Here is a 12,743-nt window from a genome sequence, read left to right on the forward strand (position 1 = left end):
GTGGATTCGGTATAGGCGCTCCGTTCGCAGTCGCTTCGGGAGTAAAAACAACTCACTTCCCCCCGAGAAAAGTTTCAAGTGCAAGGAAATAGACAATATATAAATGCGATGAAACGGCCTACCCGCCAGCGGGAGCGTGAGCACGACCGGACTCGATGGGGAGACGAGTCGCAAGACGGCGAGACATCGGAGGACGAGTTAGACCTCGATAACCTCGACCCCGAGGAAGTTGTCCGAACCGCCGACGGCGAGTTGATTCACGAAGAGACTGGTATCATCATCGAAGAAGAGCGTATCGACCCCGGGCCGGAGTGGCGCGCGTTCAATCACTCCGAACGTCAATCGAAGTCCCGCGTGGGCGCGCCGACCACGCAGACGATGCACGACAAGGGGCTAACGACGACTATCGACTGGAAGGACAAAGACGCCTACGGACGGTCAATCTCCTCGAAAAAGCGGTCGCAGATGCACCGCCTGCGGAAGTGGCAAGAGCGCATTCGAACCAAAGACGCTGGCGAGCGTAACCTGCAGTTCGCACTCAGTGAAATCGACCGCATGGCGTCCGCGCTCGGCGTCCCGCGCTCGGTCCGCGAGGTCGCATCTGTCATCTATCGCCGCGCCCTCAACGAGGACCTGATTCGCGGGCGCTCTATCGAGGGTGTCGCCACGTCGGCGCTCTACGCTGCCTGTCGAAAAGAGGGGATTCCACGCTCACTCGAAGAGATTTCCGAGGTATCGCGCGTCGAACGAAAGGAAATCGGACGGACGTACCGCTATATCTCGCAGGAACTCGGGTTGGAGATGCGGCCGGTCGACCCGAAGAAGTACGTCCCGCGTTTTTCGTCGGAACTCGACCTCTCGAAGGAAGTCCAGTCGAAGGCGAACGAGATTATCGAAACGACGGCTGAACAGGGCTTACTCTCCGGCAAGTCGCCGACCGGATTCGCCGCCGCAGCAATCTACGCGGCGTCGCTTCTCTGCAACGAGAAGAAGACCCAACGCGAAGTCGCCGAAGTCGCACAGGTCACTGAAGTCACCATCCGGAACCGCTATCAAGAACAAATCGAGGCGATGGGTATCCACACCTAAGGTGCGTCTCCGACAACGCACCGACGCGATACTTCGCATCGCGTGACATTCGCATCGCGTGACTGCGTTCCGCGCCGCGTGATGGCCGTCGGTTTCGTCGACAGACACTCTTCTTTCCGCTGACTCACATTCGTTATTCCTCTTTGGTGCTACTCGTTCCTCGTTTCGACGAAACCTGTCCGCATCGCCGAAGGTTCATACCCGCGGCCGCCCCACAGTTCGGTAATGCGGCTCGACGAGTACATGGACATCGAGCGGGACGAACGTGCCGAGCGGCGGCGTCTCGCCGAAGAGAAGTCCTACGGCATCCTCGACCATCTCGAAACGTTCCAAGACCGGTTCGAGGAGACGGTTCAGGGCGACTCCCTTTACGGCGGTGTCTCGCCGTCTATCTTCGTCGGCCGGTCGAACTATCCGCGTGTCTCGACGGGTATCCTCTCGCCGGTCGGGCACGACGAGGACGCTGCGGCCTTCGAGACGAGCGCCGCGTGGTACGACGAGGGTGTGAGTATCAACGACGTGTTTCAGCGGCGAACCTCGCTTCTCAACTCGAACCGCGGGACGAAGGTGACGAACGTCGCGGACTCGTGGGATGGTTTTCTCGGGACGCAACGCGAGGTCGCCATCGCCGACCGCCCGGTGACGGTCGAAATCGGACTCGACGGCAAACCGGACCTCGACTTCGACGCGAGCGCAGCCGACGTGGCGACCCCCGTCGGTCCACGCGCTCGCGCCCGCTCGGCCGACCTCGCGGAGAACCCACACGTCCCGAAACTGGTGAAAAAGACGCTCGAAGACGACGACTGGAACGCTCAGGGGGCGATGACGTATCTCTACCGACGCGGCTTCGACGTGTACGACATCAACACCATTCTCTCGGCGGGCGCACTCGGCCAGACCGAACAGCGCCGACTCGTCCCGACGCGGTGGTCCATCACTGCCGTCGACGACACGCTCGGCCAGTACCTCCGAGGACAGGTTCGACACGCCGGTTCCATCGACGGCGTCGAAATCTATCGAAACGAGTTCCTCGGAAACGCCTTCTGGGTTATTCTCGCGCCGGGGCGCTGGGAGTTCGAGTTAGTCGAGATGAAAGCGCCCGGCAGCGTCTGGAACCCCGACCCCGAAGCCGGGATGTACCTCGCCGCCGACTACGAGGGATACGAGGGTCGCACCGGCTACGTGAACGAGACAGCGGGGGCGTACCACGCCTCCCGATTGGGCGTCCTCGAACACCTCAACGACCGAGGGCGGCAGGCGAAGGCGCTCGTCCTCCGGCACGTCTCCGACGACTACTGGGGGCCGGTCGGCGTCTGGCAGGTCCGCGAGGCAATCAGGCATGCGTTCGAGGGCGAGAAAGCCGCCGCCGAGACGTTCGGCGACGCCGTCAGCGACGTGGAAGACTACCTGCCTATCTCGCTCGGCGACCTGCGGCGGAAGTCCACGATGGCCGCCGGACTCCAGACCAATATCTTCGATTTTTCGTGAGTAAATTCTTTTGACACCGAACAACCAGATGAGGGTATGATTCCCTTACAGGTCCCGGGCGGTCCAGAACTGCTTATTATATTCCTTATCTACGCAGTCATCGGTCTATTGCCGGTCGTCGCGGCGGTCGTCGGAATCTATCTGTTGTACAAGATTCGCGGCGATATCGAGCGAATCGCCGACGCACTCGAAGAACTCGAATCGGTGTAGGTCGCTTACGCTTCGATTCCGTCGAGGTTGGCGAGCGCTTCGTCGACGAGTTCGCCGGTCTCGGCGACGATGTCGGCCATCTCCTCGTTGTCTGGGGCGATACCGACGAGGCGGGCGACACGCATGATGCTCAGGTGGTAGACGACCTGCGTGCCCGGTTCTTCCTCCCAGATGACCACGTTGCACGGGAAGAGGGCACCCAACTTGTTGTCGGTGGCGTCGAGGGCGCGGTTCGCCATCGTCGGGTTGCACGCGCCGAGCACGTAGTAGGGGTCGCGGTCGGCGTCGACCTTCTCGTTGAGCATCTCCGAGGGCGAAAATTCGGTGGCGACACCGAACCCGGCGGCCGTGAAGGCCTCGCGAGCGTGTTCGATTGCTTCCTCGTGGTCCATGTGGAGAACGACGCGTTCCTCGCCGATGTCTTCCGGTTTGATGGCGCTGGGGTCGATTGGGAGTACCATAGGACACACTTCGCCCCCAGATGTGGAAAAGGTATGGTATTGTGATGTAACTGCACATCCGAACCGGGCTAGCTCGAAACCGCTCGCTGATTACGTTGTGTCGTCGGCTGGAGCTTCGCTGTCGCGGTTGGCCAATTATTTGGTGTCATCGACCGCCTGCGGAACTTTCTGGAGGACCGACTGGACGAACGACGATTTGGATTCGGTGTACGCATCTCGCCCGTCTGGATGTACTGCTGCGAGCGCCTGCTTGCGCCGTTCGTACTCGGCCGCGAGGTCATCGTCCGACCGCAACGCGTCACGAAACGCTACCTGCTCACGGTGGCAATCGCTCCCCCGTTCGGTCACAGAAAGGTAGTGGGTCCGACACGGCGGTGGTCCGCGTGCGAAGAATCGTCTGTCGGGTACCTCGTCGTTCGGACGCTCCTCGTAGCCCGAATCCTCGAGAACCCGTGCTACGTCGTTGGTGTCGCCGAGGTCGGGAACAAGGGCAATCAGGTCTACGATGGGTTTCGCTGCAAGTCCCGGAACAGACGTACTTCCAACGTGTTCAAACCCGTTTACTTCTTCTCCCAGACGAGAGTGAAGGCGCTCGACTTCGCGTTCGTATTCGTCGCGCCACTGCGGGTCGTACGGGACGAGTTCGACCGTTCCGCGGGCGAGACCGAGCGACGGGAACCGGTCGGCTCCAGCGTCTGACGACTGGGTGTTCTCGTCGCTCATAGCGGAATCGGAAGCCACTGGAGCGCCGCTGCAACCTTCTCGGGCGGCAACAGCGGCGGGTGAAGAACCAACCAGTCGAGGAGGATGAGACCGCCGCCGTGGGCGACGATGGAGGGAAGAATCGACTCGCTCTCGTAGTCGACGAGACCGAACAACACGTCCGTGGGTGCCGACAGGACGAGTTCAATCGGGGGCTTGCCGACGTGGTGGAACGCGTAGAGTATCGGGCTGATAAGGGCACTTTTCCGCCCGATTTCGCGGACGCCGACACAGAGCAACCCGCGGTAGTACGTCTCAGCAGCGATGACGACGAGCAGTTGCTGTGCCGCGTGCGGGAGGAAGTCAGCGAGGGCGGTCGAGGTGTGCCACATCGGATAGTACGTCCGAATCGTCGGCAGCGACGACCCGACGAGATAGAACGGCAAGACGAATAGTGCGAGAAGGACGGTGTTCCGGAGCGCGTGCCGGTCGACGTTCCAGCCGAGATTTTGGCCGTGGGCGACCGCCATCGCTCCGGGTACGAGGATAAACAGCAGTGCGTCGTGAACCGCGCGGTACGTGAGGTCGCCGGCAGGAAGAGTCCAGAGACTCCACGCGGCACCGACCGCACCCCCGACGAGGAGGGCGCGGTAGAGCCACGGGAGTCGCGCAAGCCGGCGATGAAGCACCGTTATTCGGTTGCGACCGGACCGCGTCCAACGACATCCAGAACGTCGTCGACGAAGACCTGGCGCGTATCGAAGTACGTCTCGTCGACCTCGGCGAGCACGTCTTCGAGCGTCTGCGGGCCGTCCGGCGTGCGGATGGCCGCGTCGCCTTCTTTCTCAAGGATACTGCTCTTTTCTTGGGGCCACGTCAGTCGAGAGGCGACACGCGCGAGCGGCGCGCCTTCGACGGACGCACCCTCACCGAGTTCGACGGCGGGTGCCTCGTCTTCTTCCTCGTCAGCCATGGGCGAGGGTTAGCCACCGCGCATGATAATCCCTTCGAGATTCACATCGACCCGTGTTCGAGTGCAATATCGATAGCCCGCGACGTGTCGGAGAACAGACAATCGTCTGACGCATCGTTTTAGGGACTGGTTTCGTAGGCAGGTTTATGACCAGTCTTTCGGAGGCGTATCACGGTGGCCGCGGTGGCCCGAGTCTCCGACGGCTGTCCCTGGGCTTCGGGGCGTTCCTCACCGGTGTGTTGCTCGTCGTCGCGGGCATCGTGGTCGCGACGACCGATGTCTACACGTCGGGCGGAGCAACGCTCGGCGAAGCACGCGAACTCGGGGGCATCCTCGGTGGTATCGGCGTCCCTGCGGTCTTCCTCGGCGTGTTAGCGGTGCTCCCCGCGAGCCGTCGAACCCGCGCTGCGGCCGTTATTGGTGCGAGCATTGCCATGTTCGGTGTCGCGCTGTTCTCTCACGCATATCCGTGCCAGTGGACCGGCGCGACCTGTGGCGCTGGCCTGCGCGACCTCACCTTGGAGACCATCGCCGTCTACTTCTTCGGCACCGTCACGACCTTCTGGTGTCTGTTCGTCGGCGTTGCCAACTTCAAGACGCGCAACGACCCCGGCGGCACCGCAACCGTTCAGGTGACGAAAAAGGGAGAAACGCGCGTTGTCGAGGTTGACAAGTCCAGCCGCGGCCTCGGCGGTCTCGGCGGCATCGGTTTCCTCGGTGGAACGCCCGATGGCGACATCGAGACGCAAACGAATCAGAATCGGAATCAATCTGCGTCTTCGGACACGGCAAGCGCGACCGACGGCGGCGCTTCGACCGAAGATATCACGCCGCTCGATGTCGAGCCAACGCAATCGACGGAATCCACGCAGTCTGCACAGTCCCCACAGACTGCTGACACCGTGGAGTCGACCACGACGCGCTCTCCGGCGAACGCCGCCAACCACCCGGATGCGAACCGCCCGGCCACCGCCACCGTCGGCGACCGCTACTGTGGCAACTGCACGTATTTCGAGTACGTTCGGACCTCCGACGGCCTCAAACCCTACTGTGCGGCCCACGACGAGATGATGCAGGATATGGAATCCTGTGACGAGTGGTTCCCCCGTCGCCGCGAGTAAGCCGTCGAGAACTGTTTTCGTCCGCTGATAGTTACAACCGACCCTATGAGTAGCCGTCTCTTCTCACGTTTCGTCCAGTCGTGACTCGACATCGTACCAGTGACTCCCGCGCCAGAACACTTGTCCGCAGTCCAGACACCGCCAGAGGGTCGTCTCACTCGGGTCCGGCGCGTAGGCCGGAACCGACGCTTCGTCACCGAGCGCTTCGACCGGCCCGTTGCAGACGCCGCATCGTGCGGGTTCCTCGTCGAGTGAGATGTCGAAACCGACTGATTCGAGTTCACGAAGTTGGTCAATCGGCTCTCGTTCCGCGAGAAGCACGCTCCGAGGGGCTTGTGCTGCGAGCGTCACGTCGCGCGTAAGGAGCACGCGCCCCTCGTCTTTTGTCCGTTCGAGCAGTTGTTCGTCGCCGGGGTCCGAGCCGTCGTCGGTGAGAGCGTAGGCAGCGTCGTACCCGCACATCCGCAGGTAAGTGGCGAGTTTTCCGAGCATCACGTCCAGAAGGAGGGCAGTCACGCCCGGGCTGGGCTGGTCGATGCCCGAGGCGACCGTTCCGGGGTGGTCCGAACCAACGTCGTCAGTCAATGGAGAAAGTCCGTGAGCGCTTCGACCGACCACGTGTTCAACACGTCCGCGGTCTCGACCCACCCGCGACGTGCCGTGTGGACGCCGTAGCGGGCGTAGTCGAGCTCAGTCGGTCGGTGGGCGTCGGTGTTGATAGCGACTGTTGCGCCCGCCTCGACAGCGATTCGGAGTGCTTCCCCGTTCAAGTCGAGTCGGTACGGACTGGCGTTGAGTTCGAGCGCAACGCCGTTCTCGACGGCGGCCGAAGCGATTCGTTCGTAGTCGAGCGGGAGGCCGGGTCGTTGGTTGATGAGCCGACCTGTTGGATGGCCGAGGATGTCCACGGCGGGGTGTTCCATCGCGCGGACGAGTCGGTCGGTTGCCGTCTCGCGGTCCTGGTCGAGGGCGCTGTGGGGTGAGGCGACGACGACGTCGAGTTGGTCGAGTACGTCGTCGTCGACAGAGAGAGCGCCTTCGGCGTCGATATTCGCCTCGACGCCGGTGAACACGGTAATATCGGTGTCCTCGGCGACAGCGCGAACCTCGTCTATCTGTTCGAGCAGTTCGTCGTCCTCGACGCCGACGCCGCCGACCATACCGGGACCGGTGGCGTGGTCGGAAACGACGTGAAAGTCGTAGCCGCGTTCTTCGGCCGCGGCGACCATCTCCGCGATGGTGTTGTCGCCGTCCGACCAGTTCGTGTGCGTGTGCAGGTCGCCGCGAATCTCGCCTTCTTGGATGAGGTCGGGAAGCGAGCCGTCGGCGGCCAGTTCTATCTCGCCGGTGTCTTCGCGCATCTCCGGCGGAATGAGCGGGAGGTCCAGCGCGCCGTACATCGACTCCTCGGTCTCTCCGGCGACGCGCTCGCCGACACGGGGGCCGCCCTCCGGGTCGTCAACGTCGGCGATGTCGAACATCCCGTACTCGTTCATCTTGAGGCCGCGGTCGATGGCAATGTTGCGGAGGTGGACGTTGTGGTCCTTGCTGCCCGTGAAGTACTGGAGCGCCGCGCCGTACTCCGAGGGGTCGACGACGCGGAGGTCGACTCGCATCGCGTTCACTCGGGCGCTCGCCTTCTGTTCGCCCGCTTCGATGGTGTCGCCGACGAGGTCCCAATCGAGGAAGTGCTCGATAACCGCCTCGGCGTCGTCGCTGGCGATGAGCACGTCGATGTCGCCGACCGTCTCGCGCCACCGCCGCATCGACCCTGCCGGTTCTGCGCTGTCGACGGCGTCGTGGTCGGCGAGGTACGAAAGCAGGTCGTCAGCGACCGGTCGCGCCTTTCCGAGCAGTTCTCGGCCGGTCGCCTCGCGGGCGAACTCGATGCCGTCGAGGATGTTCGCCTCCGTCTTCGCGCCGAAGCCTTTGACCTCCTGAATCCGCCCGTCGCGGGCGGCCGCCTCCAACTCGTCGAGGTCGGTAATACCGAGTTCCTCGTAGAGTGTGCCGACCGTCTTCGGGCCGACGCCTTCGACGCTCGTCAACCCGGCCATGTCGACGGGCAACTCATCTCTGAGGCCGTCTAACTCCTCGATGTGGTCGGTTTCGATGTACTCGACGATTTTCGAGGCGATGGCGTCGCCGACGCGGTTGATTCCCTTGACGGCATCTTCGCCTTCCGCGGCGAGTTCTTCGATTGGTTGTGGGTGTTCCCTGACGTTTTCCGCGGCGCGGCGGTAACTCGACGGTTTGTACGCCACGTCCTTCGCGTCGAGGAGGTCCGCGAACTCTTCGAGGAGCGTCGCCACCTCGTCGTTTCGGCTCATCGGCCACCTCGCTTGCTCGGGCCGTCGCCGCGGCCGAGGGCCTTCTTCAGGAAGTTCATCCAGCGCTTCTGGTCGGCCGCGTTCTGGAGTTTCGCTTCCTGTTCGAGGTCGACCGGCCGGAGTTGTTCGAGGGCGTTCAGCGCCCGGTCGATGCCGACGATTGCCTCGACGAGTTCCTCGCCTTTCTCGTAACTCACTTCGTTGTCCTCGATACGCTGGAGTCGTTCGAGGCGCTCGCGCCGGAGGTTCCGCTTCGCCTGGTCGACTCGCTCGTGCTCGCCCGGCGGGATGGTGTCTCGGCGCTTGATTTCGAAGACGAACTGCTGGAGGTCTATCTCCTCTCCTTGGATGTCGATGCGCTCGGGAATCTGTGCGCCGACCGTCGCACCCTCCCTGTTGACGCGCTCCAAGAGTTGTTTTCGCTCGAACTCCTTCACGAGTGCTCGTTACCTCGCGTGACACTTCGCTCCTTCGCCCCTCCCAAGACGCCTCTGCGTACCCCGGCCTTGCGTTGACCGGTGAATCTCGCCGCTTACTCGGTCGTAGGCGCGTCACCGTCGTACGTCGGCGCAAACACCGGCGTAGAGACGAACCTTCTTATGGTTCTCTTGGATACCGTGAGGTATGGGTTTGTTCGACCGACTCCGCGGCAAGGACCATCCCCGCGTCGCCTTCATCGGCATCGACGGGGTGCCGTTTAGTCTCCTCTCTGAGTATCCCGAGGAGTTCCCGAACTTCGCAGCACTCGCCGACGAGGGTTCGGCCGGTGCTATCGACAGTATCGTCCCACCGGAATCCAGCGCTTGCTGGCCCGCACTCACGACCGGCGTCAATCCCGGAGAAACGGGCGTTTACGGCTTCCAGGACCGTGAAGTCGGTTCGTACGACGCGTACGTTCCGATGGGTCGAGACGTGCAGGCAACCCGCGTCTGGGACCGCGTCACCGACGCCGGTCGCAAGGCCACTGTGATGAACGTCCCCGTGACGTTCCCGCCGCAACGGAACGTCCAGCGCATGGTCTCTGGGTTCCTCTCGCCCGGCGTCGACAAGGCCGCCTACCCCGACGACTTCCGCGACACGCTCTCCGAGATGGGCTACAAAATCGACGTGAACGCGAAACTCGGTCACGACGAGGACAAGACCGCGTTCATGGAAGACGCCCAAAAGACGCTCGACCGCCGCTACAACGCATTCGAGCGCTACCTCCAGGAGGACGACTGGGACCTCTTCTTTGGCGTCTTCATGACGACCGACCGCGTCAACCACTTCCTCTTCAAGGACTACGAACGCGACGGGAAGAACAAGGACGCCTTCTTCGAGTTCTACCGCACTGTCGACGACTACATCGGTCGTATCCGTGACACGCTCTCTGACGATGTGACGCTCGTCGTCGCCTCCGACCACGGCTTCACCTCGCTCGATTACGAAGTCCACTGCAACACGTGGCTCGAAGAGAACGGCTGGCTCTCGTACGAGACTGACGACCACGACTCGTTGGGCGACATCGATGCGGACTCGAAGGCGTACTCGCTCATCCCCGGCCGCTTCTTCATCAATCTCGAAGGCCGCGAACCCCGTGGTTCGGTGCCGCAAGAGGAGTACGAGGAAGTGCGTGACGAACTGAAAGCCGAACTCGAAGCCCTCGAAGGACCGGACGGCAAGAAAGTCGCAGAGCGCGTCGTCGTCAAAGAAGATGCCTTCCGCGGCGACCACGACGACATCGCCCCGGACCTCGTCATCATCCCGAACCACGGCTTCGACCTCAAATCCGGCTTCAGGGGTCACGACGACGTGTTCGGCGTCGGCCCACGCAATGGTATGCACTCGTTCGACAACGCGACGCTCTACGTCGACGACCCCAACGCGGTTATCGAGGACGCCGACCTCTACGATATCACGCCGACGATTCTCGACCTCATGGAAGTCGACTACGCCCGCACCGAACTCGACGGTGCGAGCCTCATTCAACAGTAAGCGACCACAGAATCGACGGTCCTTCTTTATCTGCTACACTGTACCGGTGTAGAAACTGAGAGCGTGCGCTTCGAGACGTGTGTGGCGGCGCTATAGGAGGTCTTCGAGTTCGTCGTTTTGCCACATCTCGTTCGGGTCATCCCGCTGTTCGGTCTCCGTCTGTTCGATAGCCTCACGAGCGCGCTCCATGAACGCTTCGACGCGCTCGGACCGCTCGACACCGCCGAGGAGGACGAGCGAGGCGAGATGACCGCTTTCGAGCGGGAAGTCGCCGCCCCGGACTTGGAGGCTGCCGGTTTCCTCCTCGACCCAACGACGCGCGCGTTCGACGCCTTTTCGGGGAATCGTATCGGGTTCCCCGGCGATGACGACGAGCGCGGAGTCGGCGTTACTGGCGTCTGGAAGACTCGTCCCCGTCAGGACCGCGCGGCGGGTCGTACTCATCACGGTATTGATGTTGTCTTCCGCCTCTGGGGACGCTTCGGCGCTGGCGTAGCCGAGGGCGGCGATTCCCCCAGAGCGGAGGGTGTTGATAACCTCGGAGGTGTCGACGACGCTCTCGCCGACGCCTTCGGTCGCTTCGCCGGCGGCGAGCAGAAGTCCAACGCGCCGGGCGATTGCCTGATTGATGGCGTCGAATCCTTCGCTCATCGACTCACCGGATGCACGGAACGAATCGTTGTCGACGAGAAGGACGGCGTCGGATTCGCGGGCGACGGTCTTGAGCGACCGACCGGCGTTCACCTGATACATCGCACCTTCGTCCTGACCCGGGAGGATACCGAGAACGTAGACTGGTACGTTGTACACGCGGCGGAGCGCCTTTGCGAGCACCGGTGCGCCACCGGACCCCGACCCGCCGCCGAGTCCGGCGACGACGAATATCGACTCCGCCTCGGCCGTGACGCGCCCGTCCAATGCGGACATGACTTCGGTCTTGTCAGACTCCATCACTTCAGCGCCGAGTTCGTTGTCGCCGCCGACACCGTGTCCGTTGACACGGTCCTGTCCGATGAGGACGGTCTCGAACGGAAGCGACTGCAGGTCAGCTTTCGCGGTGTTCACCCCGACGGCGTCGAGGACGGCACCGAATCCCATCTGTTGGTCGAACGACTGGAGGGCAGCGGTGAGCTTTCCACCCGCTTGGCCCACACCAATCAGGACGGTCTTCATATCACAATCCACTCTTGGCCCCGTCTTGAACGTTCCCCACCCTACTTTGATGCCCTCCGCTGTCGACAGTTCGCCCTCGCGCTTTCGTTCACTAACTGTTCCTGAGCTTTATGTCGGATGACGGGACCACCCCGTGCTATGACGAACGACCCTGTCCGACTCGATACAGATGGTCACGCTCGCGCCGCGACGGACCGAACTGCCGAACTCGTTTCGAGACTCGACGCGGTCGAGCGCACGCTGACTGGAACTGACGCCGACCTCTCGAATCTCGAAGACTTCGCCGCCGTCGAAGAACGCATCACCGACCTCGAATCAGCTGTCGAGACGCTCACTGACCGCCTCGACGAAGTCGACGCCGCGACGCAGGCGATTCGAGGCTATCTGGGCGGCGTCCGCACCGTCAACGAGGATGTCGAGCGACGGGCGAACGCCGCGCTCGCCAAAGCGGAGTCGCTGGAAGCCGCACTCATCGATGAATCTGACGACGCATTCGCGCAAGCGGTTGCATCTCAGCCAGCAGACAAGCAATCGGCCGAGTCGACGACTGCTACCTCCGCCAACAACACGCGTGTACCCCACTCGGCTCGTACGACTCACACTGACCGGACCAACACTGACCGGACCAACACCGACCGGACCAACGCCGACCGGACCAACACTGACCGGACCAACGCCGCCGCCGACGACGACCGCCGCGGCTTGGCCGCTCGCCTCCGCGACGCACTGTGATTCGCGTCGTTCTCACGTGTCTCCTCGCCGTCGCCATTGCGGGCGTGGCCTTTCCCGCGGCCGACGCGGCAAGAGCGGACGCGACAACCGTCAAAATCGGAACGATGGCGGACGAACTCGCGCATGCCTCGGCCACCCTCGCGACCACCGAAGACCCGACACCTGCCGGTGTCGCGGGTGCGCAGCGACACATCGTCCTCACCGTCCCATCGGGGTCGTGGCGAGCAGCGGGCGTCTCTCGACTCTCAATTCGCGGCGGCGACGGCGTCGAACTCACGGCAACCACCTCGTCCGGTCCGACCGTCGTGCGGCGCGTTGGTGGCCCGCGAGTTCGGGTCGTCGGTGAACGACTCGTCCTCGGCCCCGGACAGCATCGCCTCAAACTGACGCTCGCGTCCGATACCGACGGTTCTGTGGTCGTTATCGCTCCGGCTCACGCCGACTCGTCGGTGGCGTAGGTTCAAATACCCGGACGGGGCCACCCCATCGC

The 12,743-nt window shown here is 62.9% G+C and carries 15 protein-coding genes; 7 read left to right on the forward strand and 8 right to left on the reverse strand.

The genetic code is table 11. The annotated features are described in order from the left end of the window. Window positions 1–108 precede the first annotated feature (108 nt). The 3 genes from HFX_RS03355 (at window position 109) to HFX_RS19965 (ending at window position 2,787) form a co-directional block, all read left to right on the forward strand. Window positions 109–1,089: a transcription initiation factor IIB gene (locus tag HFX_RS03355; RefSeq protein ID WP_004057536.1), complete on the forward strand. Its 981-nt coding sequence runs from the start codon at window positions 109–111 to the stop codon at window positions 1,087–1,089. 225 nt (window positions 1,090–1,314) lie between these two features. Further along, entirely contained in the window at window positions 1,315–2,577 is a 1,263-nt protein-coding gene (nreA, locus tag HFX_RS03360) for a DNA repair protein NreA (RefSeq protein WP_004057535.1), read from the forward strand. Window positions 2,578–2,613: 36 nt separating this feature from the next. Continuing rightward, window positions 2,614–2,787: a hypothetical protein gene (locus HFX_RS19965; protein WP_004057534.1), complete on the forward strand. Its 174-nt coding sequence runs from the start codon at window positions 2,614–2,616 to the stop codon at window positions 2,785–2,787. Between the two features lie 5 nt (window positions 2,788–2,792). On the opposite strand, the gene HFX_RS03365 is transcribed toward HFX_RS19965, so the two are convergent. The 4 genes from HFX_RS03365 to HFX_RS03380 form a co-directional block, all read right to left on the reverse strand. Further along, the gene (locus HFX_RS03365) at window positions 2,793–3,248 is read right to left on the reverse strand and encodes a DUF302 domain-containing protein (RefSeq protein ID WP_004057533.1); all 456 of its coding nucleotides are present in this window, start codon (window positions 3,246–3,248) and stop codon (window positions 2,793–2,795) included. A gap of 135 nt (window positions 3,249–3,383) precedes the next feature. Continuing rightward, window positions 3,384–3,971, reverse strand: a complete 588-nt coding sequence (locus tag HFX_RS03370; protein WP_004057532.1) for a GrpB family protein — start codon at window positions 3,969–3,971, stop codon at window positions 3,384–3,386. After that, window positions 3,968–4,639 carry a CPBP family glutamic-type intramembrane protease gene (locus HFX_RS03375; RefSeq protein ID WP_004057531.1) on the reverse strand — a complete coding sequence of 224 codons (672 nt, stop codon included), beginning with the start codon at window positions 4,637–4,639 and terminating at the stop codon, window positions 3,968–3,970. The genes HFX_RS03370 and HFX_RS03375 overlap by 4 nt, the downstream gene beginning before the upstream one ends. A 2-nt stretch (window positions 4,640–4,641) precedes the next feature. Beyond that, the gene (locus tag HFX_RS03380) at window positions 4,642–4,923 is read right to left on the reverse strand and encodes a DUF5789 family protein (protein WP_004057530.1); all 282 of its coding nucleotides are present in this window, start codon (window positions 4,921–4,923) and stop codon (window positions 4,642–4,644) included. 146 nt (window positions 4,924–5,069) lie between these two features. Between HFX_RS03380 and HFX_RS03385 the strand changes: the two genes are divergently transcribed. Continuing rightward, a complete protein-coding gene (locus HFX_RS03385) occupies window positions 5,070–6,044 on the forward strand; it encodes a DUF7139 domain-containing protein (protein ID WP_004057529.1) in 975 nt (324 codons plus the stop codon). A 63-nt stretch (window positions 6,045–6,107) separates the two neighbouring features. Here HFX_RS03385 and HFX_RS03390 read toward each other — a convergent pair whose 3' ends face one another. Genes HFX_RS03390 through HFX_RS03400 form a run of 3 tightly spaced genes read right to left on the reverse strand, consistent with a single transcriptional unit; the run spans window position 6,108 to window position 8,811 of the window. After that, the gene (locus tag HFX_RS03390; protein ID WP_004057528.1) at window positions 6,108–6,629 is read right to left on the reverse strand and encodes a Mut7-C RNAse domain-containing protein; all 522 of its coding nucleotides are present in this window, start codon (window positions 6,627–6,629) and stop codon (window positions 6,108–6,110) included. Continuing rightward, window positions 6,626–8,374: a DNA polymerase/3'-5' exonuclease PolX gene (gene polX / locus HFX_RS03395; protein WP_004057527.1), complete on the reverse strand. Its 1,749-nt coding sequence runs from the start codon at window positions 8,372–8,374 to the stop codon at window positions 6,626–6,628. The genes HFX_RS03390 and polX overlap by 4 nt, the downstream gene beginning before the upstream one ends. Then, window positions 8,371–8,811 carry a DUF5788 family protein gene (locus tag HFX_RS03400; RefSeq protein WP_004057526.1) on the reverse strand — a complete coding sequence of 147 codons (441 nt, stop codon included), beginning with the start codon at window positions 8,809–8,811 and terminating at the stop codon, window positions 8,371–8,373. Before HFX_RS03400 ends, polX begins: the two co-directional genes overlap by 4 nt. A gap of 187 nt (window positions 8,812–8,998) precedes the next feature. Between HFX_RS03400 and HFX_RS03405 the strand changes: the two genes are divergently transcribed. Further along, a complete protein-coding gene (locus tag HFX_RS03405) occupies window positions 8,999–10,348 on the forward strand; it encodes an alkaline phosphatase family protein (protein ID WP_004057525.1) in 1,350 nt (449 codons plus the stop codon). A 90-nt stretch (window positions 10,349–10,438) separates the two neighbouring features. Here HFX_RS03405 and HFX_RS03410 read toward each other — a convergent pair whose 3' ends face one another. Then, window positions 10,439–11,521 carry a tubulin/FtsZ family protein gene (locus HFX_RS03410; RefSeq protein ID WP_004057524.1) on the reverse strand — a complete coding sequence of 361 codons (1,083 nt, stop codon included), beginning with the start codon at window positions 11,519–11,521 and terminating at the stop codon, window positions 10,439–10,441. Between the two features lie 138 nt (window positions 11,522–11,659). Between HFX_RS03410 and HFX_RS03415 the strand changes: the two genes are divergently transcribed. Beyond that, window positions 11,660–12,253, forward strand: a complete 594-nt coding sequence (locus HFX_RS03415; protein ID WP_004057523.1) for a DUF7310 family coiled-coil domain-containing protein — start codon at window positions 11,660–11,662, stop codon at window positions 12,251–12,253. After that, window positions 12,250–12,711: a DUF7311 family protein gene (locus tag HFX_RS03420; protein ID WP_004057522.1), complete on the forward strand. Its 462-nt coding sequence runs from the start codon at window positions 12,250–12,252 to the stop codon at window positions 12,709–12,711. The genes HFX_RS03415 and HFX_RS03420 overlap by 4 nt, the downstream gene beginning before the upstream one ends. Window positions 12,712–12,743: the final 32 nt, after the last annotated feature.

The organism is Haloferax mediterranei ATCC 33500, from assembly GCF_000306765.2.
Taxonomy (GTDB): Archaea; Halobacteriota; Halobacteria; order Halobacteriales; family Haloferacaceae; genus Haloferax; species Haloferax mediterranei.